Raw genomic sequence first — 23,850 nt, 5'->3', positions numbered from 1 at the left:
TAGGTGGCCTGGCAACGGCGGGCAGCGGGCGGGGTCGGTCGGGGTTGGGCAGGCAGCCAGCGGCGCTCCTGCCCACGGTCAGTAGAACTGCTGGCCGGTGCGGGCGGTTTCGATCCGGCGGAACACCTTCTCGGCTCCGCTAACCCAGAGCCGGTGTTTCAATGGGGAGAGAACGTAGTCGTGGCATCCCACAAAATCGGTGACCGTCTTGGTGAAGCTGGTCTTGAACATCCCCATGCCGTACAGGTTGTGGGTCTTGTCCTTGATCCGGGCAGCGGGCGGTGTGCCGCAGAAGTCGTATTCCGTGCAGCCCAGCTCCTGCATGCGCCGGATGGCTGCCCACTGCACCAGGTGGGAATCGCCGTACTGCTTGCGGTTCTGGGTGGAGCCGCCGTCCTTGTAGGTGGCTTTTGCCCCGTAATTGATGACGAACGCTCCCACACTGGGCTTTCCGTCCTCGTACGTGAAGAAGAAATTGCCCTGGCCGCGGTTGCAGAACTCGGCCCAGAAAGCGGCGTAGTACTCGTAGCTGCGCAGTGGCATGGAGCCCTTGGCGTTGACGGTGTCCGCCATGAGGTCATACAGGGCCCGGTAGGTTTCCGGGCCATGTTCCTTGCGGACCACGTCGCAGCCTTCCCGTTCGGCGCGGCGGATGGCGTTGCGGGCGCGGGAGGAGATGGCCTTGAACACGGCCTCTTCCGGGCCGGAAATGTCCAGCAGCGCGGTGGAGTCGTTGGACTGGATGTTCGGTGCCTTGACCAGCCCGGCGGCACGCAGGTCCGCCCGGGTCTCTTCGGAGTCCACGAAGTCCGGCTCGATCTTGATGGTGAAGACGTTGAGCTTCCGGCAGCGGACGAAGGCTGCGCACGCTTCCAGCGCAGCCTTCAGGTCGCCCGCTGCGGCCAGGTCCGGGCCCTTGATGAGGTACCAAAGGCGGCCGAGCAGCGGGAAACTCTTTTCGAGCACCAGGTTGTAGCTGGCTGTTTCCCCGTCCTCCAGCACCAGGAACCGGACCTTCCAGCCGCTGCCGTTCTTGACCGAGGCATACGCGGCGGACTGCAGCATGTTGCCCCCGTTGGGGTTGGCCGTGACGTGCTTGTCCCAGTTTTCAATTTCCTCGGCTGTGGCGAATCGTGCGGTGAATTCTCGCAAGGGGGCCGTGTCCAATCGGTTTCGTGCGCGGTTCGGTACTCGTGTCTGCGTGCGGACATGCAGCCTCAAGTCTAAAGCCTGATGCCGTCCCGGCTTTCCAGCAGGGCCCCGCCCGTGCCTGCCTTGACTGGGGTCGGGCCGTTGGCAAGGGTGGAACCATGCAGCCGAATGATGGGGTGGAGTCCTCGCCGGAGCGAACGGAACAGCCATACGGCGCAGGTGTCCAGGCGGCAGCGCTGGCCGGCTTCCTGGCGGCGTCCTTCCTGGTCGCGGCGCTCGGCGGGTTTTCCACCGTCAGCAACGTGGACGGCTGGTACGCCACAGCCGACAAGGCGCCGTGGTCGCCGCCCAACTGGCTGTTCGGGCCGGTGTGGACGGTGCTGTACGCGGCCATGGCGGTGGCCGCCTGGCTGGTGTGGCGCAGACGGACTTCCGGGACCAGGCCCGCGCTGGCGGCCTATGGGGTCCAGTTGGGCCTGAACCTTGCCTGGACTCCGGTGTTCTTTAGCCTGTACCCCGTCCTGGGCACCGCCGCGCTGTGGCTGGCTTTGGCCATCATCCTTGCGCTGATCGCGGCTGTCACCGTGACTGTCCTGTACTTCGGCCCCATCAGCCGGGCGGCCGGGTTGCTGCTGCTGCCCTATGTTGCCTGGCTGGTGTTCGCTTCCACCCTGAACGTGTGGGCCGCCATCCATAACTGAGGGCAAGGCTTGCCCCTTGCCAGGATCGGCCTCCCCGTGCCGGTCGGCTCAGCATTCGACGACGTTGACGGCGAGGCCGCCCATGGCCGTTTCCTTGTATTTGGAGCTCATGTCCTTGCCGGTCTCGCGCATGGTCACAATGACCTCATCGAGGGAGACCCGGTGCGAGCCGTCGCCCCAGAGCGCCATCTTCGCCGCGTTGATGGCCTTCGCCGCGGCGATCGCGTTCCGTTCAATGCACGGGACCTGGACCAGCCCGCCGATCGGATCACACGTCAAACCCAGGTTGTGCTCCATCGCGATCTCCGCCGCGTTCTCCACCTGAGCCGGGGAACCACCCATCACCTCCGCCAGGCCCGCGGCCGCCATCGACGACGCCGACCCCACCTCGCCCTGGCAGCCCACCTCAGCCCCCGAGATCGACGCCTGCTCCTTGTACAGCACCCCCACGGCGCCGGCGGCGAGCAGGAACTTCACCACCACATCGTCCCGGTCCTCCTGGGTGGCGTTCTCCATGCCAGGGGCGAAATGCAGCGCGTAGTACAGCACCGCCGGGATGATCCCCGCCGCACCGTTCGTCGGCGCCGTCACCACCCGGCCGCCCGAGGCGTTCTCCTCATTCACCGCCAGGGCAATCAAATTAACCCACTCCTGCCAATACTTCGGGTCATGGAACTCCCCCGAACCGGCGCCGGCGTCGTTTCCCGCGCCGCCGGGGCGGGCGCTTTCCTTCCGCAACCGGTCGTACCAGTCCGGGGCACGGCGGCGGACCTTCAACCCGCCCGGCAGCACCCCCTCACGCTTCAGGGACGTGGCCACGCAGCCCTCCATCACGGAGTAAATATGCAGCAGGCCTTCCCGGATCTCCTCCGGGGTGCGGCTGTCCTCCTCGTTGACCCGCATCACCTCACTGATGCCCAAGCCGGTGTCCCGGCAGTGCTCCAGCAGCTCCGCGGCGGTCCGGAACGGCAACGGCAGCTCCTTCTTGGACTCCTCCAGCTCCTGCAGCGCCGCGTCCTCCTCACCCTCACGGACAATGAAACCGCCACCCACCGAAAAGAACGTCGCCGTATGCAGGACGTCGCCGCCGGCGTCGGACACCGTAAACGTCATCCCGTTCGTATGCCGCGGCAGGACCGTCAACGGCCGCAGCACCATGTCCTTCACCCCATACGGCAACGCCACCGCACCGGCCAGCTGCAACATCCCGGTCCCGGCGATCGAGGCCAGCCGCTCCTCCACCTCGTCCGGCAGGATCAGCTCCGGGTGGTAGCCCTCCAGCCCCAGCAGGATCGCGGTCATCGTCCCGTGTCCATGACCGGTCGCCGCCAGCGACCCATAAAGATCCACCCGCAACGACGCCACATCAGCAAGCCTCCCGGAACCCTTGAGCTCCTCCGCAAAAACAGCAGCAGCCCGCATCGGCCCCACAGTATGAGAAGAAGAAGGCCCAATCCCGATGCTAAACAGATCAAAGACTCCAACAGCCATGTGCTTGGTTCCTAACTAGAAAGTTCGTGTCGGGGTTGGGTGCGCCTGGCAGAATTCCTCCGCGTGCTGCTCCTCCGTCGCTCTGACGCACGCTTCCGGAATCCGCTCACCCACCGACGTCATCTCACCTTTGATGCAAGCGGCGGACTGTTGAACCGGAAACCGTGAGCAGCGCGGCCCCTGTGGGACAGGTATCCGGAAGCGTGCGTCTAAGGGAGCGTCACGTCCGCTCAGCGGGCGTCTACGCGACCGAGCACGCGGAGGATGCCGGTCCCACCGGGCCCAAAGGTGACCACGGAGAGCTACCTACTTGGCGCGTTTATAGAACGGCAGGTCGACGACTTCGAACGGCTCTGCCTTACCTCGCAGGTCGATATCCAGGGTGGTGCCAACTTCGGTGAACTCGACGTCCACGTAGGCCATGGCAACCGGGTAGCCGAGGGTGGGCGAGGGCTGCCCGGAGGTCACTTCGCCCACGACGTTGCCGTCCTTGAGGACCGGGTAGTGGCTCCGGCCGGCGCGGCGGCCGAGTCCCTTAAGCCCGACGAGCCTTCGGCCGGCAATGGAGCCGGCGCCGGCTTCCTTCTTCGCGGCGAGGGCCGCCTTCCCCACGAAGTCGCCCTCCTTGGACAGTGCGACGACGGGTCCCAGGCCGGCGGCGAAGGGGTCGCCTTGCAGGGAAAGCTCGTTCCCGTACAGGGGCATGCCTGCCTCAAGCCGGAGGGAGTCGCGCGAAGCCAGCCCGGCGGGTGTCAGCTCCCCGTCGTCGGCGATGGCGAGGAGTGCCTGCCACAGGCCGGGGGCGTCGCCGTTGGGCACAAAGATCTCGAACCCGTCCTCGCCGGTATAGCCGGTACGTGCGAGCAGCAGGTCCAGTCCGGCGCCGCGCACCAGGAACGGAACCTCGACGGCGGCGTAGTACTTCAGCTCCGTCACCAGGCTGTGCTGTGCGGCCGGGACCAGGCGGAGCAGCAACTCCTGTGCCGTGGGACCCTGCACGGCGATGAGGGACGTGGACGCGGAGGCGTCATCCACCTGCACGTCGAACCCGGCAGCCCGCTTGGCCAGCTCAGCAGCCACCACCGCGGCGTTGCCGGCGTTGGGGACTACCAGGAAACGGTCCGTGCCGTCTTCTCCGGCGCCTGGAACCGGCGGCCGGCGGTAGGTAATGAGGTCGTCGATGATGCCGCCGTCCTCATTGCAGATCAGCGAATACTTCGCCTTGCCCACCGGCATGGCGGAGATCTTTCCCACCAGCGCGTAGTCCAGGAAGGCGGCAGCCTCCGGCCCGGTCACCCATACCTCACCCATGTGGGAGAGATCGAACAGGCCGGCGCTCTTGCGGACAGCGTGGTGCTCGGCGAGCTCCGAGCTGTATTTGAGCGGCATCTGCCAGCCGCCGAAGTCGGTGAAGGACGCCCCCAGCTTCTTGTGCTCCTCGTAGAGGGCGGTGTGCTTCTCAGCCATGGCGCGTGTCCTTAGTTTTCGAACTCGGAAAGCGGCGGGCAGGAGCAGATCAGGTTCCGGTCCCCCGCCGCGCCGTCGATGCGGCCCACCGGCGGGAAGTACTTGTCCTGCTTGAGCGACTTCACCGGGAACACGGCCTGTTCACGCGGGTACGCGCGGTCCCATTCGGAAGAGACGACGGCGGCGGCCGTGTGCGGGGCATTGCGCAGCGGGCTGTCCGTCACGGTGAAGTCGCCGTTCGCCACCTGGTCGATTTCGGCGCGGATGGCGATCATTGCCTCGATGAAGCGGTCGATTTCGCCGAGGTCCTCGGACTCCGTCGGCTCCACCATGAGCGTCCCCGCGACGGGAAATGCCAGCGTGGGGGCGTGGAAACCGTAGTCGATGAGCCGCTTGGCCACGTCCTCCGCGGTGACACCGGTCCGGGCAGTGAGCTCGCGCAGGTCCAGGATGCACTCGTGCGCCACGAGCCCGCCTTCGCCGGTGTAGAGGACCGGGAAGAAATCGTTCAGGCGGGCGGCAACGTAGTTCGCGGCAAGCAGCGCGGACTTGGTGGCCTCTGTCAGTCCCTGCCCGCCCATCAGCTTCACGTAGGCCCACGAAATCGGAAGCACGCCCGCGGAACCGTACTTGGACGCCGAGATCGGCACGTCATTGCCTTCGGTCCAGGTTGCCGCGTTGCCGGGCATAAACGGTGCCAGGTGCGCCTTCGCAGCGACGGGCCCGACCCCGGGTCCGCCGCCGCCGTGCGGGATGCAGAAGGTCTTGTGCAGGTTCAGGTGCGAGACGTCGCCGCCGAACTTGCCCGGCTGCGCCAGGCCCACGAGGGCGTTGAGGTTGGCGCCGTCGATGTACACCTGGCCGCCGGCGGCGTGGACGGCGTCGCAGACCTCGCGGACGTCGGCGTCGTATACGCCGTGGGTGGACGGGTAGGTGATCATGATGCAGGACAGCGCGTCCCTGTTCGCCTCGATCTTGGCGTACAGGTCGGTGTGGTCGATGGTGCCGTCCGGTGCCGTGGCCACCACAACCACCTTCATGCCGGCCAGGACGGCGGAGGCGGCGTTGGTGCCGTGGGCGGAGGCCGGGATCAGGCAGACGTTGCGCTGCTGGTCGCCCCGCGAGTGGTGGTAGCCGCGGATCGCCAGCAGCCCGGCGAGCTCGCCCTGGGAACCGGCGTTGGGCTGGATGGATACCTGGTCGTACCCGGTGATCTCGGTAAGTTGCGCTTCGAGGTCGGCGATCAGTTCGCGCCAGCCCTCGGTCTGGGAGTCCGGGGCGAACGGGTGGATGGAGGCGAACTCGGGCCAGGAGATGGCTTCCATCTCTGCCGTGGCGTTCAGCTTCATGGTGCAGGAGCCCAGCGGGATCATGGTTCGGTCCAGCGCCAGGTCGCGGTCACTGAGCTTGCGGATGTAACGCAGCAGCTGCGTTTCGGAGCGGTGCGTGTTGAACACCGGGTGTTGCAGGAAGTCGGAGGAACGTTCGAGGGCGGCATCCAGCGCGATTGCAGCGTCATCACGTGCATCAACAACGGAAGCACCAAAGGCGGCCAGGACGCCCTCGACGATTGCCGTCGTCGTGGTTTCATCGGTGGAGAACCCCACCGTGTCCGCGTCGATGCTGCGCAGGTTGATGCCCGCGGCCTCGGCTGCGGAAACAATCCCGGCAGCCTTGCCCGGCACGGAGACCGTGACGGTGTCGAAGAAGCTGGTGTGCAGCACCTCCAACCCGGCGGCCTTGAGGGAGGCCGCCAGCGTCCTGGCGTGGAGGTGTGCGGACTGGGCGATCGCCTTCAGGCCCTCCGGGCCGTGGTACACGGCGTACATCGAAGCCACGATGGCCAGCAGTGCCTGCGCGGTGCAGATGTTGGACGTGGCCTTCTCGCGGCGGATGTGCTGCTCGCGGGTCTGCAGGGCCAGGCGGTAGGCGGGAACGCCGGCGTTGTCCTTCGAGACGCCAACAAGGCGGCCCGGCATGGAGCGCTCGAGGCCCTTCTGCACGGCCATGTAGGCGGCGTGCGGGCCGCCATAGAACAGCGGAACGCCGAAGCGCTGCGCGGAGCCGACGGCGATGTCCGCACCCTGCTCGCCGGGCGGGGTGATGAGGGTGAGGGCCAGGAGGTCGGCGGCCACCGTGACCAGGGCGCCGCGTTCCTTGGCCTCGGCGATAACCGGGCTGTGGTCAAAAACGCGGCCGGACGCTCCGGGCTGCTGGAGGACCACGCCGTTGATGTCGCCCTCGGGCAGGCCTTTGGCGAGGTCCGCGACTTCAACCTCGAAGCCGAGCGCCTCGGCCCGGCCCTTGACGATGGCGATGGTCTGCGGCAGGCAGTCGGCGTCCAGGACGGTCTTGCCGTCCTTCGCGCCTGCGTTCTGGCCTTTGGCCCTATTGGCCCTGCGCATCATCAGCACGGCCTCGGCCACTGCGGTGGCTTCGTCCAGCAGGGAGGCGTTGGCGATGGGCAGGCCCACCAGGTCCTGGACCATGGTCTGGAAGTTCAGCAGCGCCTCGAGCCGGCCCTGCGAAATTTCAGGCTGGTAGGGGGTGTAGGCGGTGTACCAGGCCGGGCCCTCCAGGATGTTCCGGCGGATCACCGGCGGGGTCACGGTGTCGTAGTAGCCCTGGCCGATCATCTGGACGGCGGTCTTGTTCTTGGCGGCGAGGCGGCGCAGTTCCGCGAGCGCCTCCACCTCGCTCAGGGCATCTGCCAGTTCCAGCGCAGAGTCCTGCCGGATGTCCTTGGGAACGGCGGTATCAACCAGCGCGTCCACGGTGTCGTAGCCTACGGCCTTGAGCATGGTGTCGACGTCGGCCTGGCGCCTTGCGCCGATGTGCCGGTCAACAAAGGTGGCGGCAGCGGCGGGGGCAGCAGTGGCCGGGGTGGCGGAGGCCGGAGATACAGTCACGAGGAACTCCATTACTAAGGCGGCGCAGGGTACGCCACATCGATTTGGGTCCTCCCCGCTCTGTATCTGTACCTGAGAGTTTCCGCGTTGCCTGAAGACGCGGGCATCGCTTGCACCGTCGGTGAACACAACAGTCCAGGGATCCGGGGACCGGACCTCCAGGCGGACGGCGTGCTGCTTTCCAGAGGTGCCTCGCCGCGGCGGTACATGGGCCTGTGAGATTCCTGGGGAGGATTTGCTCCTACGGCGCCTGCTTGTACCTTCTGGCAGGACTCTCCCGCCGCAGATCAAAGGCTATTCATTTGGGTTGTCTTGGCGCGCCGGCAACCGCCCGCGCACAGCCCAATTCTCCTATGCCGCAGGCCCGGGGGCAAATGTCAGCTAGCCCCGCAGCCGCTCCACGGCTGACAGGAGTTCCTCCACGTCCGCCCGCCTGTTCCCGGCCTTTCCCGCCGGCCCGCTTTCCCACATGGCGTTGAAGTACAGCCCGTCCCCCATATACAGGACCGCCTTGGCCATAGCCTTGCCCACGTCCTTCCCGATGAGCTCCAGCCATTGCTGCTGGATGGCGGCGAAGCGGCGGCGGGCTTCCTCGTGGGCCACCTCGGCCAGCCGCGTCGCGGCAACGAAGGAGCGGTCCATCGGGGTATCGGACCAGAGCGACGACTTGATGAAGTATGCCGCCGCCCCCTCGGGTGCGGACGCCATGGCGGCGAGGTCCTCCCCCGCCAGGCGGTCCAGCCGTTCCAGGGTGGCTGTGATCAAGGCTTCCTTGGTGGGGAAGTGGTACAGGAGGCCGCCCTTGGAGACGCCGGCACGCCTGGCCACGGCGTCCAGGGTGGCAGCCCGCTCCCCCACGTCGATCAGGAGCTGTTCAAAGGCATCGAGGACGGCGTCTCGCGCAACGGGTTTTCTGGCCATGGTTCCCATCATGCATGGTCACGAGCCGGTTTTTAACTATACCGTCCAGACGGTATAGTTAAAGCATGACCATGCCCGCCGCTTCCCAACAGAAGACCACCCGCCGTACCCAATCGAGGCCGCCCGCGCCACGCCCACCCAAGGGCAGTTGGCGCTGCTGGCTGGCCCTGGGCCTGCTGATGTTTCCAGTCCTCCTGGTTGCAGTGGACAACACGGCCCTGACCTTTGCCCTGCCTGCCATTGCCGCCGCGCTGCGCACGTCGGGCGTAGAGCTCCTCTGGATTGTGGACGCCTACCCGCTGGTGCTGGCCGGGCTGCTGGTTGCCATGGGGAGCCTGGGCGACAGGATCGGCCGACGCCGCCTGCTGATCATCGGCAGCATCGGTTTTGCGGCAGTATCAGCAGCAACTGCTTTTGCCCCCACTGCGGGATGGCTCATCGCAGGCCGGGCGTCCCTTGGCTTCTTCGGCGCCATGCTGATGCCCTCCACGCTGTCCCTGATCCGCAACATCTTCCCGGACCCCAACCGGCGGCGGCTGGCCATCGCCATCTGGGCAGCGGGGTTCTCGGGCGGTGCCGCCCTGGGGCCCATCTTTGGCGGGTGGCTGGTGGAACAGTTCTGGTGGGGAGCCGTCCTCCTGGTGGCAGTGCCCATCATGCTGCCGCTGCTGGCCCTGGGCCCGGCCTTCATCCCGGAGTCCAGGGACCCGTCGCCGGGCAAGGTGGACGGGCCCAGCATCGTGCTGTCGCTGTTCACCATGGTTCCCGTGGTCTACGGGATCAAGCACCTCGCCACCGAAGGCCCGGACACCACAGCCCTCGGAACCGTAACGCTCGGCCTGGCAATGGGCGCGGCCTTCGTCCGCAGGCAGCAGCGGCTGCACAGCCCGCTGCTGGAGATGTCCCTTTTCCGCAACAGGGTGTTCAGCATGGCCATCACCGCCAATATCCTGGCCCTGTTTTCGTTCAACGGCTTTATCCTCTTCCTCGCCCAGCACCTCCAGCTCATCGAGGGCATGTCGCCCTCGGCTGCCGGAATGGCCATGGTCCCGGCGCTGATGGCCACGATGGCCTCGGGCCTTGCGGTGGTGCCGGCGGTGAAGAAAGTACGCCCGGGCTTCGTTGTGGCGGGCGGGCTCGCCCTGAGCGCCGCCGGCTACAGCCTGGTGGCTTTGGGGGGCAGCCAGGGCGGGGCATCCCTGCTGCTGGCCGCACTGCTGGTCCTTGCCCTGGGCGTGGGAACGGCTGAGACCATCTCCAACGACCTCATCCTGGGAAGCGTGCCGCCCGAAAAGTCAGGGGCGGCCGCGGCGATTTCCGAGACGGGCTACGAGATGGGCGCGGTTTTGGGAACTGCGGTGCTGGGTTCCATCCTCACGGGTTCCTACCAGCACAACCTGCGGCTCCCGGCCGGCGTCGCTGAAGCCGCCCCGGCCCAAGGCACCGCGCACGCCAGGGAAACCCTCGCCGGAGCCATGGAACTGGCGGCAGGCCTGCCGGGCCCCCTGGCAGGCGCAGTCCGGCAGGCCGCCGGCTCGGCCTTCGAGTCAGGGGTGCACGTCACCGCAGCAATTGGGCTGGTACTGATGGCGACGGCGGCAGTCCTCGCCGCCGTCGTCCTCCGGAAAGTACCCAAGGCGGACAGCTGAAAGGTGACCTGCGCACCGTGACAGCAAAGGCGCCCGCCTCGGAGTGTTACTCCGGGCGGGCGCCTGGCAGGCCGCTTCCCTTGCGGGCCCGCTACTTCGAGTCCGGGGCGGTAACGCTGGCGGTGGGCTTCATGTTTTCAGCGTTGACCATCCAGGCGAACTGCTCCAGCTTGGCAATGAACTCGTGCAGCAGGTCAGCGGTGGTGGGATCCTCTTCATCCACTTCATCGTGGACCTTGCGCATAGTGCCAACAGCAGCCTCGAGGGCAGCAACGATCCGCTCGATCGCATCCTTGGTGCTGATCAGGCCTTCGGGGAACTGCGCCAGGCTTGTGGACTCCGCCACCGTGGAGCTGCGTCCATCCGGCAGGGCGTGGAGGGCCCGCATCCGCTCTGCGGTGTCGTCGGCGAACTGGCGGGCAGCGTCAACGATTTCGTCCAGCTGCAGGTGCAGGTCGCGGAAGTTGGTTCCCACGATGTTCCAGTGCGCCTGCTTGCCCTGGATGTGCAGCTCGATCAGGTCGGCGAGCACGGCCTGCAGGTTGTTGGTCAGTGTCGGTGAAGCTTTCATGCATCCTCCTCAATTGGTCCAGTAAGCCCGACGCTACCAGCACCGGCCAGCACAACGGAGGGCCCGCAGGGAATTTCTCAGTGAGCTTACTAACCGGCCCACAGCAGACACAAAAGAACGCCGTTCATTATTTTCCTTGCTTCCCGGGCGTCCCACCCCCATACTAAATGAACGCCATTCATATAGTGACCGCCGTCTCAACTTCTCCAGAAAGTGGTGCCATGACCGAGACCATCCGCACCAGCACATCCGCCCCGGGTTCAGGGGGGCACTCGCCGCGTACTGCAGGCATCAGCCCCAAGGGACTCAAGGGCGGGCAGCTGGGACTCCTCGCCGTCGTCGTCCTGGGCATCTCCACCATCGCCCCCGCCTATACCCTGACCAGCGCCCTTGGCCCCACGGTCAATGAAGCCGGACTCCAGCTGCCCGTCATCTTCCTGATCGGGTTCATCCCCATGATCCTCGTCTCCCTCGCCTACCGGGAACTCAACGCCGATTCCCCGGACAGCGGCACCACCTTCACGTGGGTCACCAAGGCGTTCGGCCCGTGGGTGGGCTGGATGGGAGGCTGGGGCCTGCTGGCCGCCAACATCATTGTGCTCTCCAACCTTGCGGGAGTCGCCGTCGACTTCTTTTATCTTTTCCTTTCCCAACTGACGGGCTCACCGGAGCTCGCTGACTTGGCAGCAAACAAGGCAGTGAACGTGCTGACCTGCTTTGTGTTTGTGGCCCTGGCCGTCTGGGTCAGCTACCGCGGACTCCACACCACCAAGGTGGTCCAGTACAGCCTGGTGGGATTCCAGCTGCTTGTCCTCGGCCTTTTTGTGGGCATGGCCTTCGCCAACTGGTCCGGCTCGGACACTGCCATCCCGTTCAGCTGGGAGTGGTTCGACGTCACCAGGATCGAGACCTTCGGGCAGATCGCAGCAGGCATCTCCCTGTCCATCTTTGTGTACTGGGGCTGGGACGTCTGCCTGACCGTCAATGAGGAAACCTCCAACGGCAAGAAGACGGCAGGCCTGGCCGGAACCCTGACCGCCGTGATCGTCCTGGCGATCTACCTGACCGTGAGCATCGCCACCATGATGTTCGCCGGCGTCGGTGAAACCGGAAACGGCCTCAACAACACGGAGATCCACGAGAACATCTTCACCGCCCTGGCCTCCCCCATCATGGGACCGTTCGCCATCCTTATGTCCATGGCCGTGCTGTCCAGCTCCGCCGCGTCCCTGCAGTCCACGTTCATGTCGCCGTCCCGGAGCCTGCTGGCCATGGGGTACTACGGTGCCCTGCCCGAGCCGTTCAGCCGGGTCAGCAGGAAATTTGCGACGCCAGGCTTTGCCACGGTGGCCGCCGGCGTCATGTCCGCGGGCTTCTACGCCGTGATGCACGTGGTCAGCGAAAACGTCCTCAATGACACCATCCTGGCGCTCGGGCTGATGATCTGCTTCTACTACGGCCTTACTGCCCTGGCCTGCGCCTGGTACTTCCGCCACAGCGTCTTCAGCAGCCTGCGCCACGTCATCCTCCGCCTGGTGTGCCCGGTGCTGGGCGGCGTGGGCCTGTTCGTGGTGTTCCTGCAGACCGCCGTGGACAGCTGGGCCCCGGAATTCGGCAGCGGCTCGGAGGTCTTCGGAGTGGGCCTGGTGTTTGTGCTGGGCGTCGGCATCCTGGCTTCCGGCGCCGTCGTCATGCTTGTCATGGCCAAGGTCCGTCCCGGCTTCTTCCGCGGCGAGAGGCTCCGGCGCGACACCCCCGCGCTGGTGGTCCCGGAGTAAAAGGGCCGGAGGCTGTCCGAAGCCAGCCAACCCCGACGAAAGAAGGTGCTGTTCCCCGCAAAAGAGGGGAACAGCACCTTCTTCGTTTGATCGGCTGACTGTCTACGGCCCGCTGTCACCAGTAGTGCGCTACGTCAACCACCAGGCGGGATCCGGAACCCGGCCCGTCCAGCGTGAAGACCCGGAACGGCAGCCGGGCGCGTACGCCCAGCCCGATGCTGGTGTATCCCTCGAAGCTGCCGGCAAAGACCACCTGGCGGAAGGTCTGGTAGCGGGCGACGTTGGAGAGTTCGTCGTTATCGGACGGGTTGTAGGTGGGCTTGTAGTCGCCGTTGTAGGCGGGTGCGTTGACTGTGACCTGGAGGCGTGCATTCCCCCGGACCGGGATGGTGAAGCCGGAGCCGTCCTGGACTATCCGGGGAACGTACCGCACGGTGTAACCCGCCACGGCGCCGTTGAGGTCCACCACCATCCTGTCGAAGCAGTAGTGCTGCCCGGTCCGGATGTTGGTGACGGGAGCGGTGCTCATGCTTTGGTCCGCCTTGGCCAAAGACCCCCATACGAGACCGCAATAGGATGTGGCAGCGGAGGCAGGCCCCGGAACCACGATTCCCAGTCCGGCCGCCAGGAGGATGGCAGCCAGCCAGGTGTAGAGCTTTTTCATTGTGGAGCCACCCATGTGTGGAGCGAATGGATAGCTCCAGCGTAGGAGCGTTGACGGCGCGAAACGAGGCTTGTGGCCGCTTCGCCATGCAACCGTTAAGGTGCGGCGCCCCGCATCACGCGCGTATATAGCGGCTGCCAAAACCGGGCTCCAACCGGCCCGTTTGGCTCCCTTTTTGTGTTCTTCGGGCGCCGTTCCGGCACCTTGCCGTTACCGGGATAACGACGGCGGCAGGAGACCGGAAGCGCCGGTCACCTTAGGGGGCCGGGCGGTCCGGCAGTCCGGAAAAGGATTCAGCCTTCGCAGTCGCGGCAGTACTTCATGCCGTTCTTTTCCCGGGCAACCTGGGAGCGGTGGCGGACAAGGAAGCACGACGAACAGGTGAACTCATCGGACTGTTCGGGAACGACAATGACCGTCAGTTCTTCGTTGGAAAGATCCGCTCCAGGCAGGTCGATACCCTCTGCGGTGTCGTTCTCGTCGACGTCAATGACCGCGGTCTGGGCGTTGCCGCCGCGCGAGGCCTGGAGGGCCTCCAGCGAATCAGCCGGAGATTCTTCTTCCTGCTTGCGTGGAGCATCGTAATCGGTAGCCATAGCGTGTTCACTTTCCTTGCTGCGCAGCACCATTTCAGGCACCTCAGTGAAGCAGTTTAGGGCATGATCCCGTTACCGGCGCAATAGTGTGCTCAACCAGACATTTCGCCGCGCTGCGCCAGGGATTCCCCGTGGCTGCGCCGGGCTTGGTCTCCCCCAACTGCCACTCCGCTCAAGGCCGGCAGCCACCCCCAGCGGGTGGCGTCGGCCATGGCGTCGGCCGCGTGTTCGCCGGATTCGTAGGTAAACGTGTCAACGAGCCGGGTGCGGAACCGGCGAAGGGTGTCTGCGATCATGCCTGAAACCTATGCAGGGATTGTTGTGCCCCTGTTTCGTCGCCATCTCGCCTGCGTTAATCCATGGCGGTTTCCCAAACACCGTCCTACGCTGGAAGCCCTACGGCTGACGCGCCCGGAGCCGGCACTGGAAGGAGGCAGGATGGCAGTACGGCTGAACCGGAAGGCACTCGCACACGCCCGCAAGCTCATCGAGGCAGGAAAGGTGGAACGCGATGTCCGGGATGACTGGAGTGAACATGCGCCGTCCACTGAGCAGGAGAACTCCTTCATCGACAAGCACGGTTTCGGGAACTTCGAGGAATGGCACCTTGGCAGGGACGACGACAAGTCGGAGGGAACCAAAGGCAGCGTCAGCTTCCCGTATGGGGATTTCAGCAAAGTCCACCGCTGCGCTGTCATCTCGCTGGAAAGCAGGGCCGCGCAGTATGGGCACGATGACATCCGGGACGCGGCGAAAAAGTTGCTCGAACTGATGGACTCGGACTGAGCAAAATCCGCTGTGCTGCAAAATCCGCTGCACCAAGCTGCTAGGGCGTTGCCGCTGTCGTGTCCGACGCCGTGTCCGCCCGCGAGCGCTGCCGGCGGCTCAGCAGGATGAAGGGGGCAGCGATCAGTTGCACTGCCCCGCCCACGGCCAGCGAGGCGGGGTAGCCGTAGAGGTCTGCGGTCCGGCCCAGCAGCGGCTGCACCACGACTCCCCCGGCCGAGCCCATCAGGGAATCGAAGCTCAGGACGGTGGCGCGCTGCTTCGAGGCAATCATGTCGTTCAGGTAAGCCTGCCGGACCGGGGTGCCGGCTGAGGACACAACGGCCCAGAGCGCCAGGAGCACCAATGCAAGCCAGAAAATGTTGGTGAACATGAGCGCCACCAGGATCAGTGCGCTCACCACGTTGGTGGCGATCAGCACGCTGGTCCGCCGCTTGACCAGGTTCCGGACGCGCGGTGCCATCCATCCGCCGACGATGTCCGCTCCTGCCACAAGGGCCGCGGCCAGGCCCGCAACGGCATAGGCCCGGGGGTCTCCAAAGAGCTGGAGCAGGTACGGCTGCAGGGCATAGAAAACATAGATGCCAACCCCTTCGGTGAAGGGGGCGGCCAGCATGATGAAGCGGACGGGCGGGTTCTTCAGTCCGTTGTCCACCGATGCCCGCAGTACTGCGCGGGTGGCCCGCAGCGGGTGGGCCGAACGCTCCGGTGTGAAACCGACGTCGTGCATGAGCAGGAAGGCCACGGCAAACATGGCGCCCAGCACGCCCACCCTGAGGAGGAACGGAACGCCGAGGTTGCTGGCCTGCGCAATGACCCCGCCTGCCACGGAACCCGCCAGCATGGCAACGCCGGACACCATCTGTCCCCGGCCAAGCACCGTTTCCAGCCCGCCTTCGTAGCCGGAGAAGCGCAGGGCGTCCACCAGCCAGGCTTCCACTGCGCCGGAGAAGAAGGTGAAGCCCAGGCCCAGCAGGACCGAGACCACCGCCCACCACCAGAACGGGGCCGAAAACTGCCATAGCAGGAAGTACAGGAAAGTGGACCCGGCCAGGGTGACGGTACCCAGCAGGAAGGAAACCCGACGGCCCCAACTGTCCGCCACCACTCCGGTGGGCACCTCGAACAGCACCATACCGGCGGTGAAGAATGCATTCGCGGCAAATGCTTCCAGGTTGCTCAGCCCCGCATCCAGCAAGAAGAGCGTGTTAATGCCCCAGATAAACGAGGCCGCCAGGGTGTTTCCCAGCGTCAGCGTCAGATAGACGCGCTGGATCTTCCTGGCTGCGTCATTCATGGCAGGGCTGCTAGGAGGTGCTGAAGCTGGCGGGTACCGGATCATGCCGGAGGTACCGGCGGCGGAACCGGCCGGATCCCGCCGTCAGGGCCCGCAGGTCCACGGCATAACGCAGCAGTTCCTGGTCCGGGACCTCGGCGCTGATCTCGGTCAGGCCGTCACCGGAGGAGGTGGTGCCGGTCAGCCTGCCGCGCCGGGCAGACAAGTCGCTCATCACGGACCCCACATGCTCGTCCGTCACGGTGATGACCACCGATGACACAGGTTCCAGGAGCTGGATCCGCCCGGCTGCCGCCGCCTCGCGCAGCGCAAGGGCACCTGCCGCCTGGAATGCTGCATCGGAGGAATCCACGCTGTGCGCCTTGCCTCCCGTGAGCGTCACGCGCAGGTCCACCACGGGGAAGCCCGCGCTGACCCCCTTTTCCATCTGGGCCCGGACGCCCTTTTCCACGGACGGGATGAACGTCCCCGGGATCACGCCACCCACCGTCTTGTCCACGAATTCGAACCCACTGCCGCGTGGCAGGGGTTCCACATCGATGTCGCAGACGGCATATTGCCCATGGCCGCCGGACTGCTTCACGTGCCGGCCATGGCCGGTGGCGGGTGCCGCAAATGTCTCCCGCAAGGGCGTCACCACGTCCACCGTGTGAAGCTTCACGCCCTGGTCCCGCAACCTGTCCAGCACCACCTCGGCGTGGGCCTCGCCCATGCACCACAGGACCAACTGGTGCGTTTCCTGGTTGCGTTCCACGCGCAGGGTGGGATCACCCGCCGCAATCTTTCCCAGGCTGCGGGCCAGGGCGTCCTCGTCACTGCGCGAATCAGCCTCCACCGCCACCGGCAGCAGCGGCTCGGGCATCTCCCAGGTGGCCAGCAGCAGTGGCCGTTCGCGGCCGGAGATGGTGTCTCCGGTTTCGGCGCTTCCCAGTTTCGCCACGGCACAGATGTCCCCCGCCACGCAGTGCGGGACAGGCCGCAGGGAGGCCCCCAGCGGGGAGTAGAGGTGCGTGACGCGTTCGTCCGTGTCGTGGTCCTGGTGGCCCCGGTCGGCCAGGCCCTGGCCGGTCACGTGCACCGGGGCATCCTCCCGGAGCGTGCCGGAGAAGACCCTGACCAGGCAAATCCGGCCCAGGAACGGGTCGATGGAAGTCCGGACCACCTCCGCCGCCAACTGTCCCCCGGGATCACAGGTCAGCGGACCGGCAGGGGCGCCCGCCAGGTCCGTCACCTCCGGCACACGGCTGTCCGGCGGCGGCGGGAAGGCCCGGACCAAGACCTCCACCAGTTCCGCGGTGCCCAGGCCGCTGACGGCCGACGTGGACAGGACAGGAAAAAAGGAACCGCGTTCGACGGCGGTTTCCAGGTCGGCCACGAGGACGCCGGTTTCGATGTCCTCGCCTTCCAAGTAGCGGTCCATCAGGGTTTCGTCCTCACTCCCGCCGATGATCCCCTCGATCAGGTCGCCCCGGGCGGCACCATGGGCCGCCAGTTCGTCGGCATTCGCTGCACGTGAGGTTGCCGGCAACTCTCCGGACGAGTAGTCACTGACCGTCCCGGACAGCAGGCCCAGCAGGCCGGTGACCTCAGCGCCCGTCCGCACCGGAACGTAGAGCGGCAGGACGCCCTCGCCGAAGGACTTCCGGCAAGCGGCAAGGACGCCGTCGTAATCTGCCCGCGGGTGGTCCATGCGCGTTATGGCGACGGCGCGGGGCAACCGCATGTGCTCGCATTCATCCCACAGCGCGGTGGTGGTGGCGTCGATCCCGTCAACGGCGGACACCACGAACAGGGCGGCGTCCGCGGCGCGGAGTCCTGCGCGGAGTTCGCCGATGAAATCCGGGTAACCCGGGGTGTCCAGGAGGTTCACTTTGATGCCGTCAACCAACAGCGGCACAAGCGACAAGGTCACGGAGCGCTGCTGGTGCACGGCAGCGGGGTCCGAATCGCTGACGGTGGTCCCGTCCGGAATGGATCCCTTACGGGTGATCATGCCGTTGGCTGCGAGCAGCGCTTCGATCAGCATGGTCTTCCCGGCACCCGAATGGCCCACAAGCGCCACATTCCGGATTTTGGCGGGCTCCTCGGCTGCGATTCCGGCAGAGGCATCGGCGCGGCGGGACTCGGGTCCGTTCCTTCCGGCCGCTGTCCTGGCTGAGTCCTTGGTGCCTCTGACCGACATGGGAACCTCCTGGCGCCTTTGCCATCCAACCGGGCTGAACGTATCCTCTGATTCGACACCCTGCAGGGGCTGTACGGCAAGGGCCGGGCGGCAGGGAAATTAGGAGCCGCGCGCCTTCCGGGTGGCTGCATCATTGGCCTTCTGGATGGCTTTGACCAGTTCGTCCTTATTCATTGTGGAACGGCCGCCGATGTCCAGCTTTTGCGCGAGCTTGTACAGGTGTTCCTTCGAGGCGTTCGCGTCCACTCCGCCCGCGGTGGGTTCGGAGGACTGCACGCCCCCTTCGGCCCGCTTGTCCGAGGGGCCCCGTTTTTCCTTCGGTTCCCAGTGGTCGCCCACCTTCTCGTAGCTGTGCTTCAGCGAGGCATAGGCCGCCCGGGCCGCCCTTTGCTCGTCGTTGTCGTAGCTCTCCAGGGCTGAATCGTAGGTTTTGGCGAACGTGTCCTGGGCCTTCTTCCCCGAGCGCTGCAGGGTGGAGGGAAGCTCGTCCTTGCGGGCGTGGCCGCTCTTTCCGGTCTTGGGCATGGCACCCACACTCCTTTTGATCAGCAGGCTGATGATCCGGATAAGACCAGCTTAGCCGCCGGAAGGGAAGGAGGTAGTGGAGCCCCCTGTCGGATTCGAACCGACGACCCCCGCTTTACAAGAGCGGTGCTCTGGCCAACTGAGCTAAGGAGGCGTGCCCCTGGGGGCCGGCGCCTGAACGGCGCTAGATAAGGTTAGCCCAAGTGGCGCCGGTGGTAAAAACGCCGGCGCCACGGCGCGAACCGGCCCTGGAAACGCGGTTGGACTTAAAAGGCTGGCCTTAAAGGACGGCGGCCCGTTCCGGGAAGAATCCGGGAACGGGCCGCCATGCAGCCACTACAGCTTTTGGCACTACGGCTTTAGGCCTTCGCGTCGATTGCCGCCTGGATCTCTGCGTTCAGGTCCGAGGCGCCGTCCCACTTCTTGCCATCGACGAAGATCGTGGGCGTACCCGTGATGCCGGTATTTTCGGCGAGCTGGGTGGAGTACTTGACGTAGGGACGGAAAGTCTTGTCGTCCACGCAACTGTTGATGTCGGCACCAAGGTCGCTGGCCAGTGACTTCAACTTGTCGTCGGACAGGCCCGCTCCGCCTTCTGCGGGCTGGTTGTCGAAGAGGACATTCACATAGTCCGCGTACTTTTCGGGGGCCTTGTCCGCCACGCAGGCGGCGGCGTTCGCGGAACGCGAGGAGTAGTTGGTGCTGGACTGGCGGTCCAGGAAGCCCAGCGGCCGGTACTCCATGCTGATCTTGCCTTCATTGCGGAGGCTGGTCAGGGCCTCGTTGTACGTCTGTTCGAACCGCAGGCACACCGGGCAGATGAAGTCGATATAGGCGATAACCTTGACGGGCTGCCCCGCTTCAGCCTCGGCTCCCGGAGCCACCACCGGGTTCGGCTGTGCATCAGGCTTGGCCGGAAGGTTGGCAATGTCCACGGTGGCCGGGTCCGTCTTCTTCACCTCGGAGTTGGCCAGCAGGGTCACGCCGCCGTTGACGTTGGCGTTGGCAGGCACGGGCCCCTGGTCCGCGACGGGAGTGTTCTGCCTGATGCTGGTGGTCACCACCAGTGCAACAACAGCCAGGATGGCCACGACGGCGGCCACGATGCCCCAGCCGATGAGCAGCTTGTTGCGCTTGTCCTTCTTCAGCTGGGCCTCACGGATCTGGCGCGCCTTTTCCCGCGCCTCCGCGGTTCGCTCAGCCTTGGACTTACGTACTTCGTTTGCGGGGCTCATGTGTTCCTTGGGTCGGTTGACGTGGGGGGACCACTTCGTGGCAACTCCTACATTTTAGGGGAGAAAGCTGGGAGCTTGCGCTTTCAACTAATCGCCGGGTTGACCAACGGCCGAATAGCACGGAAGATTCCCTCCCGTTAGGGTGGGCTGAGAGGCACAAGCAACCCCAGGGGGCCGCAATGCAAACACCCGTCCAGGAAAAACCTTCCGCACCATCCACGTCCGGCGCTGCCGGCTCCGGCCACGGCGGAGCGAGCAAATACGACTTCATGGTGGTATCCAACAGGCTGCCCGTGGACCGCTGCGCCCCCGGGGAAAGCGGGGACGACGGTTCCGGCTGGCGCCGGTCCCCCGGCGGGCTGGTGACAGCGCTGGCCCCCATGATGACCAAGACCGACGGCGCCTGGGTGGGGTGGCACGGTGCGCCCGACGAGACGGTCAAGCCCTTCAGCCACGGCGGCATGGACCTGGTCCCGGTCCAGCTCAGCACCGACGAGGTGGAGCTGTACTACGAGGGGTTTTCGAACGCCACCCTGTGGCCGCTGTACCACGACGTCATCGCCCCGCCGGAGTTCCACCGCACGTGGTGGGACGCCTACCGCAAGGTCAACAGGAGGTTCGCCGACGCCGTCGTGCGCCATGCCGATCACGGCGCCACCGTGTGGGTGCAGGACTACCAGCTCCAGCTGGTGCCGCGCATGCTGCGCGAAGCGCGGCCGGACCTCAGGATCGGGTTCTTCAACCACATCCCGTTCCCTCCGCCGGAGATCTTTGCCCAGCTGCCGTGGCGCCAGGCCATCATCGACGGCCTCCTCGGCGCCGACCTGGTGGGTTTCCAACGTCCCAGCGATGCCGGTAACTTCATGCGCTCCGCCCGCCGTTTCCTCGGCGCCAGCGTCAAGCAGCAGCAGGTCCATGTAAAAGGCCAGGATGGCCAGGTCACCCACATTGCCCGCGCGCAGGCATTCCCCATCTCCATCGACGTCCGGCAGATCACCGAGCTGGCCGCCAACCCGGAGATCATCGAGCGCGCCCGCCAGATCCGCCAGGACCTCGGGAACCCCAAGACCATCCTGCTCGGCGTGGACCGCCTGGACTACACCAAAGGCATCCGGCACCGGCTGAAGGCCTTTGAGGAACTTCTGGCGGACGGCAAACTCTCGGTTGGCGATGCCACACTGATCCAGGTGGCCAGCCCCAGCCGCGAGCGCGTTGAGCAGTACCGCCTGCTGCGGGAGGAGGTGGAGGGCACTGTGGGCCACATCAATGGCACGTATGACACCATCGAGAACACCGCTGTCCGCTACCTGCACCACAGCTATCCGGTGGAGGAGATGGTGGCGCTCTACCTTGCCGCGGACGTCATGCTGGTCACGGCGTTGCGTGACGGCATGAACCTGGTGGCCAAGGAGTACGTCACGGCACGCACCAACAACGACGGCGCCCTGGTCCTGAGCGAGTTCGCCGGCGCAGCCGACCAGCTCAAGCAGGCCCTGCTGATGAACCCCCACGATATCGACGGTCTCAAGAGCGCCATCATGCGTGCCGTGGCCATGGAACCGCGGGACGCGTCCCGGCGGATGCGGGCAATGCGCAAGCAGATCCTGGAACACGACGTGGACTACTGGTCCGCGGACTTCCTGCGCGCGCTCAACGAAAAGGTGGTCCGCGATGACTCCTGACGGCCGCCACGCCAAGGACAAGCTCTCCCTGTCCCCTGAGCTCCGGGAAGCCATCCGGCGGATTGCCAAGACCGAGCACCTGCTCGTGGCGATGGACTTCGACGGAACAATAGCGCCCATCGTCGGCCGCGCCGGCGATGCCCGGCCGCTGCCGCGCTCGGCGGCCGCTTTCGCCGGGCTGGCTGTACTCCCACGGACGACGACGGCACTCATCTCAGGCCGTGCCCTCGCCAGCCTGCGCACTGTCGCTTCCCCTCCGGTGGATACCCTCCTCATCGGCAGCCATGGTGCAGAGGCCTGGCTGGGCCCGGGCTCCGCCGGGCTCACGCTCGATGAAGGGCAAAAGGCCCTCCTCGGGGAGGTGCGCGCCATCCTGGAGGACATCACCAGGGAAGCTCCGGGCACCGTCCTCGAAGACAAACCCGCAGGGGTGGTCCTCCATACGCGCCTGGCCGCCGACGATGTTGCTGAGGACGCTGTGGCTGCCGCCCGCTCCCTGCTGCAGGATCGGAAGGGGGTCTTCCTCAAGGACGGCAAGCGCGTCCTCGAGACCTCGGTGGTCAACGCGTCCAAAGGCGAGGGCGTCACCTTCCTCCGGCAGATCACCGGCGCTACCAGCGTCCTGTTCGCCGGCGACGACACCACCGATGAAGACGCCCTGGCCCGCCTGGAGCCGGGGGACGTGGGCGTCAAAGTGGGCCTTGACTTCACCCAGGCCGAATTTCGCGTAGAGGCCCCGGTCCATATCGCCGAACTGCTGGAGCTGCTGCTGCAGGAGCGGAGCATCGCCGTGGCGGAGGAGGACCCCGCAGCCGCCCAGGGGTAGGTGCCGCCCGAGCATGTCCAACCTCACGTGTGACGTCCGTAACATTTGCCACCATCGGCCAAACATCTGACATACTCTTGCATGTGATGTGGCGCACAAGAACCGTGCGGCGTCACTCGGCGCTCTTCGGCCTCGGCCCAAGAGCGTCAGCAGCACAAAACTGAACAAACATGAACCATTCACAACGGATCGTCCGGCACGTACCTGCCGGTGAAGGGATTGATAACTGTGGCTACAGTTACTTTTGATAACGCTACGCGTCTGTACCCGGGCACAGATAAGCCCGCCGTCGATAAGCTCAACATCGACATCGCCGATGGCGAATTCCTGGTCCTCGTTGGACCCTCCGGTTGCGGCAAGTCCACCTCCCTGCGCATGCTCGCAGGCCTTGAGGACGTCAACGCCGGCCGGATCCTGATCGGCGACCGCGACGTGACCGACGTTCCCCCGAAGGACCGCGACATCGCGATGGTTTTCCAGAACTACGCGCTGTACCCGCACATGACTGTGGCCGACAACATGGGCTTCGCCCTGAAGATCGCAGGCGTTTCCAAGGAAGAGCGCGCCGAGCGCGTCCGCGAAGCCGCCAAGCTCCTTGACCTTGAGCAGTACCTGGACCGCAAGCCGAAGGCACTCTCCGGCGGCCAGCGCCAGCGTGTTGCCATGGGCCGCGCAATCGTCCGTAACCCCCAGGTCTTCCTCATGGATGAGCCGCTGTCCAACCTGGACGCCAAGCTCCGCGTCCAGACCCGTACGCAGATCGCATCCCTGACCCGCCGCCTCGGCGTCACCACCGTCTACGTGACGCACGACCAGGTTGAGGCCATGACCATGGGCGACCGCGTCGCCGTGCTGAAGGACGGCCTGCTGCAGCAGGTTGACACCCCGCGCAACCTCTACGACCGCCCCAAGAACGTCTTCGTTGCCGGCTTCATCGGTTCCCCCGCCATGAACCTGCTGGAACTGCCAGTGGTGGACGGGGGCGTCCAGTTCGGCGGCACCGTGTACCCCGTGCCGCGCGACGTCCTCGAGGAAGCACACGGCTCAACCGTTACGCTGGGAAGCCGCCCGGAGGATCTCGAAACCGCGCCGCAGGGTGAAGGCCTGAAGGTTGAGGTCGACGTCGTCGAAGAGCTTGGCGCCGACGCCTACGTTTACGGCCACACCACGCTTGACGGCAAGGACCACGACATCGTGGCACGTGTCGACGGCCGCCGCCCCCCGATGAAGGGCGAGGTCATCTACGTCCGTCCGCAGTCGGGCCACGTGCACCTGTTCGACACCAAGACCGGCCTGCGCCTCGGCGACTGACGCTCTTTCGCTTCACCCGACGGCGGCCCTCCTTACTGGCGGGCCGCCGTCGGCCTTTAACTGTGGCCCCCCGGAATTTAGCCGGCCGCCCCGATGTACGGAAGAAT

Annotated in this window: 20 protein-coding genes, 1 tRNA gene and 1 riboswitch; of the genes, 7 read left to right on the top strand and 14 right to left on the bottom strand. The window is 65.8% G+C overall.

All coding sequences use genetic code 11. From position 1 onward, the window contains the following. Nucleotides 1-78: 78 nt before the first annotated feature. Nucleotides 79-1,152, bottom strand: a complete 1,074-nt coding sequence (locus tag KTR40_RS03820) for a peptidoglycan bridge formation glycyltransferase FemA/FemB family protein (RefSeq protein ID WP_228405315.1) — start codon at nt 1,150-1,152, stop codon at nt 79-81. 158 nt (nt 1,153-1,310) lie between these two features. Between KTR40_RS03820 and KTR40_RS03815 the strand changes: the two genes are divergently transcribed. Next, nucleotides 1,311-1,853 carry a TspO/MBR family protein gene (locus tag KTR40_RS03815; protein ID WP_139028121.1) on the top strand — a complete coding sequence of 181 codons (543 nt, stop codon included), beginning with the start codon at nt 1,311-1,313 and terminating at the stop codon, nt 1,851-1,853. 48 nt (nt 1,854-1,901) lie between these two features. Here the strand turns inward: KTR40_RS03815 and KTR40_RS03810 are convergent, their stop codons facing one another. The 4 genes from KTR40_RS03810 to KTR40_RS03795 all read right to left on the bottom strand — a co-directional run bounded on the left by KTR40_RS03810 (nt 1,902) and on the right by KTR40_RS03795 (nt 8,641). Continuing rightward, complete coding sequence (locus tag KTR40_RS03810) at nt 1,902-3,344, bottom strand: L-serine ammonia-lyase (protein ID WP_228405314.1); 1,443 nt, start codon at nt 3,342-3,344, stop codon at nt 1,902-1,904. A gap of 306 nt (nt 3,345-3,650) precedes the next feature. Then, on the bottom strand, nt 3,651-4,811 hold the full coding sequence (gcvT, locus tag KTR40_RS03805; protein ID WP_139028116.1) for a glycine cleavage system aminomethyltransferase GcvT: 1,161 nt from the start codon (nt 4,809-4,811) through the stop codon (nt 3,651-3,653). Between the two features lie 11 nt (nt 4,812-4,822). After that, nucleotides 4,823-7,732: an aminomethyl-transferring glycine dehydrogenase gene (gene gcvP, locus KTR40_RS03800; protein ID WP_139028114.1), complete on the bottom strand. Its 2,910-nt coding sequence runs from the start codon at nt 7,730-7,732 to the stop codon at nt 4,823-4,825. 179 nt (nt 7,733-7,911) lie between these two features. Then, nucleotides 7,912-8,010: riboswitch (glycine riboswitch) on the bottom strand. Nucleotides 8,011-8,101: 91 nt separating this feature from the next. After that, nucleotides 8,102-8,641, bottom strand: coding sequence for a TetR/AcrR family transcriptional regulator (locus KTR40_RS03795; RefSeq protein ID WP_139028112.1), 540 nt, complete (start codon nt 8,639-8,641; stop codon nt 8,102-8,104). Between the two features lie 65 nt (nt 8,642-8,706). On the opposite strand from KTR40_RS03795, the gene KTR40_RS03790 reads away from it, so the two are divergent. Next, complete coding sequence (locus KTR40_RS03790; protein ID WP_370633164.1) at nt 8,707-10,290, top strand: MFS transporter; 1,584 nt, start codon at nt 8,707-8,709, stop codon at nt 10,288-10,290. 91 nt (nt 10,291-10,381) lie between these two features. Here KTR40_RS03790 and KTR40_RS03785 read toward each other — a convergent pair whose 3' ends face one another. Continuing rightward, the gene (locus KTR40_RS03785) at nt 10,382-10,861 is read right to left on the bottom strand and encodes a Dps family protein (protein ID WP_139028110.1); all 480 of its coding nucleotides are present in this window, start codon (nt 10,859-10,861) and stop codon (nt 10,382-10,384) included. A gap of 221 nt (nt 10,862-11,082) precedes the next feature. On the opposite strand from KTR40_RS03785, the gene KTR40_RS03780 reads away from it, so the two are divergent. Then, a complete protein-coding gene (locus KTR40_RS03780; RefSeq protein WP_139028108.1) occupies nt 11,083-12,639 on the top strand; it encodes an APC family permease in 1,557 nt (518 codons plus the stop codon). Nucleotides 12,640-12,754: 115 nt separating this feature from the next. Here KTR40_RS03780 and KTR40_RS03775 read toward each other — a convergent pair whose 3' ends face one another. The 3 genes from KTR40_RS03775 to KTR40_RS03765 form a co-directional block, all read right to left on the bottom strand. Then, on the bottom strand, nt 12,755-13,303 hold the full coding sequence (locus KTR40_RS03775) for a hypothetical protein (protein WP_139028106.1): 549 nt from the start codon (nt 13,301-13,303) through the stop codon (nt 12,755-12,757). A 293-nt stretch (nt 13,304-13,596) separates the two neighbouring features. Further along, the gene (locus KTR40_RS03770) at nt 13,597-13,899 is read right to left on the bottom strand and encodes a DUF4193 domain-containing protein (protein WP_066280293.1); all 303 of its coding nucleotides are present in this window, start codon (nt 13,897-13,899) and stop codon (nt 13,597-13,599) included. A 92-nt stretch (nt 13,900-13,991) separates the two neighbouring features. Next, nucleotides 13,992-14,195: a hypothetical protein gene (locus KTR40_RS03765; protein WP_139028104.1), complete on the bottom strand. Its 204-nt coding sequence runs from the start codon at nt 14,193-14,195 to the stop codon at nt 13,992-13,994. A 142-nt stretch (nt 14,196-14,337) separates the two neighbouring features. On the opposite strand from KTR40_RS03765, the gene KTR40_RS03760 reads away from it, so the two are divergent. Continuing rightward, nucleotides 14,338-14,685, top strand: a complete 348-nt coding sequence (locus tag KTR40_RS03760) for a hypothetical protein (RefSeq protein WP_139028102.1) — start codon at nt 14,338-14,340, stop codon at nt 14,683-14,685. A 40-nt stretch (nt 14,686-14,725) separates the two neighbouring features. Here KTR40_RS03760 and KTR40_RS03755 read toward each other — a convergent pair whose 3' ends face one another. The 5 genes from KTR40_RS03755 to KTR40_RS03735 form a co-directional block, all read right to left on the bottom strand. Beyond that, entirely contained in the window at nt 14,726-15,982 is a 1,257-nt protein-coding gene (locus KTR40_RS03755; RefSeq protein ID WP_228405313.1) for an MFS transporter, read from the bottom strand. Nucleotides 15,983-15,992: 10 nt separating this feature from the next. Beyond that, a complete protein-coding gene (locus KTR40_RS03750; protein ID WP_228405312.1) occupies nt 15,993-18,164 on the bottom strand; it encodes an elongation factor G-like protein EF-G2 in 2,172 nt (723 codons plus the stop codon). A 99-nt stretch (nt 18,165-18,263) separates the two neighbouring features. Further along, entirely contained in the window at nt 18,264-18,689 is a 426-nt protein-coding gene (locus KTR40_RS03745) for a ChaB family protein (RefSeq protein ID WP_228405311.1), read from the bottom strand. A 77-nt stretch (nt 18,690-18,766) separates the two neighbouring features. After that, nucleotides 18,767-18,843: transfer RNA gene (locus tag KTR40_RS03740), tRNA-Thr, on the bottom strand. A 205-nt stretch (nt 18,844-19,048) separates the two neighbouring features. Continuing rightward, nucleotides 19,049-19,924 (bottom strand): thioredoxin domain-containing protein, encoded by an 876-nt coding sequence (locus KTR40_RS03735; protein ID WP_139028094.1) that lies wholly within the window; start codon nt 19,922-19,924, stop codon nt 19,049-19,051. Nucleotides 19,925-20,103: 179 nt separating this feature from the next. On the opposite strand from KTR40_RS03735, the gene KTR40_RS03730 reads away from it, so the two are divergent. From KTR40_RS03730 to KTR40_RS03720, 3 genes are all read left to right on the top strand, one after another. Beyond that, complete coding sequence (locus KTR40_RS03730) at nt 20,104-21,606, top strand: trehalose-6-phosphate synthase (RefSeq protein WP_139028093.1); 1,503 nt, start codon at nt 20,104-20,106, stop codon at nt 21,604-21,606. Next, a complete protein-coding gene (gene otsB / locus KTR40_RS03725) occupies nt 21,596-22,432 on the top strand; it encodes a trehalose-phosphatase (RefSeq protein WP_228405310.1) in 837 nt (278 codons plus the stop codon). The genes KTR40_RS03730 and otsB overlap by 11 nt, the downstream gene beginning before the upstream one ends. A 228-nt stretch (nt 22,433-22,660) precedes the next feature. After that, nucleotides 22,661-23,743 carry an ABC transporter ATP-binding protein gene (locus KTR40_RS03720; RefSeq protein WP_018762103.1) on the top strand — a complete coding sequence of 361 codons (1,083 nt, stop codon included), beginning with the start codon at nt 22,661-22,663 and terminating at the stop codon, nt 23,741-23,743. Nucleotides 23,744-23,850: the final 107 nt, after the last annotated feature.

Source organism: Pseudarthrobacter sp. L1SW (genome assembly GCF_020809045.1).
GTDB lineage: Bacteria > Actinomycetota > Actinomycetes > Actinomycetales > Micrococcaceae > Arthrobacter.
Note: the sequence above shows the minus strand (reverse complement) of the source record. Positions and strands in the feature narration are given on the sequence as shown.

Excerpts from the sequence above, each read along its gene's own strand:
- KTR40_RS03815 (WP_139028121.1), top strand. The coding sequence starts at position 1,311 with ATGCAGCCGAATGATGGGGTGGAGTCCTCGCCGGAGCGAACGGAACAG.
- KTR40_RS03810 (WP_228405314.1), bottom strand. The coding sequence starts at position 3,344 with ATGGCTGTTGGAGTCTTTGATCTGTTTAGCATCGGGATTGGGCCTTCT.
- gcvT (WP_139028116.1), bottom strand. The coding sequence starts at position 4,811 with ATGGCTGAGAAGCACACCGCCCTCTACGAGGAGCACAAGAAGCTGGGG.
- gcvP (WP_139028114.1), bottom strand. The coding sequence starts at position 7,732 with ATGGAGTTCCTCGTGACTGTATCTCCGGCCTCCGCCACCCCGGCCACT.
- KTR40_RS03795 (WP_139028112.1), bottom strand. The coding sequence starts at position 8,641 with ATGGCCAGAAAACCCGTTGCGCGAGACGCCGTCCTCGATGCCTTTGAA.
- KTR40_RS03790 (WP_370633164.1), top strand. The coding sequence starts at position 8,707 with ATGACCATGCCCGCCGCTTCCCAACAGAAGACCACCCGCCGTACCCAA.
- KTR40_RS03785 (WP_139028110.1), bottom strand. The coding sequence starts at position 10,861 with ATGAAAGCTTCACCGACACTGACCAACAACCTGCAGGCCGTGCTCGCC.
- KTR40_RS03780 (WP_139028108.1), top strand. The coding sequence starts at position 11,083 with ATGACCGAGACCATCCGCACCAGCACATCCGCCCCGGGTTCAGGGGGG.
- KTR40_RS03775 (WP_139028106.1), bottom strand. The coding sequence starts at position 13,303 with ATGAAAAAGCTCTACACCTGGCTGGCTGCCATCCTCCTGGCGGCCGGA.
- KTR40_RS03770 (WP_066280293.1), bottom strand. The coding sequence starts at position 13,899 with ATGGCTACCGATTACGATGCTCCACGCAAGCAGGAAGAAGAATCTCCG.
- KTR40_RS03765 (WP_139028104.1), bottom strand. The coding sequence starts at position 14,195 with ATGATCGCAGACACCCTTCGCCGGTTCCGCACCCGGCTCGTTGACACG.
- KTR40_RS03760 (WP_139028102.1), top strand. The coding sequence starts at position 14,338 with ATGGCAGTACGGCTGAACCGGAAGGCACTCGCACACGCCCGCAAGCTC.
- KTR40_RS03755 (WP_228405313.1), bottom strand. The coding sequence starts at position 15,982 with ATGAATGACGCAGCCAGGAAGATCCAGCGCGTCTATCTGACGCTGACG.
- KTR40_RS03750 (WP_228405312.1), bottom strand. The coding sequence starts at position 18,164 with ATGTCGGTCAGAGGCACCAAGGACTCAGCCAGGACAGCGGCCGGAAGG.
- KTR40_RS03745 (WP_228405311.1), bottom strand. The coding sequence starts at position 18,689 with ATGCCCAAGACCGGAAAGAGCGGCCACGCCCGCAAGGACGAGCTTCCC.
- KTR40_RS03735 (WP_139028094.1), bottom strand. The coding sequence starts at position 19,924 with ATGAGCCCCGCAAACGAAGTACGTAAGTCCAAGGCTGAGCGAACCGCG.
- KTR40_RS03730 (WP_139028093.1), top strand. The coding sequence starts at position 20,104 with ATGCAAACACCCGTCCAGGAAAAACCTTCCGCACCATCCACGTCCGGC.
- otsB (WP_228405310.1), top strand. The coding sequence starts at position 21,596 with ATGACTCCTGACGGCCGCCACGCCAAGGACAAGCTCTCCCTGTCCCCT.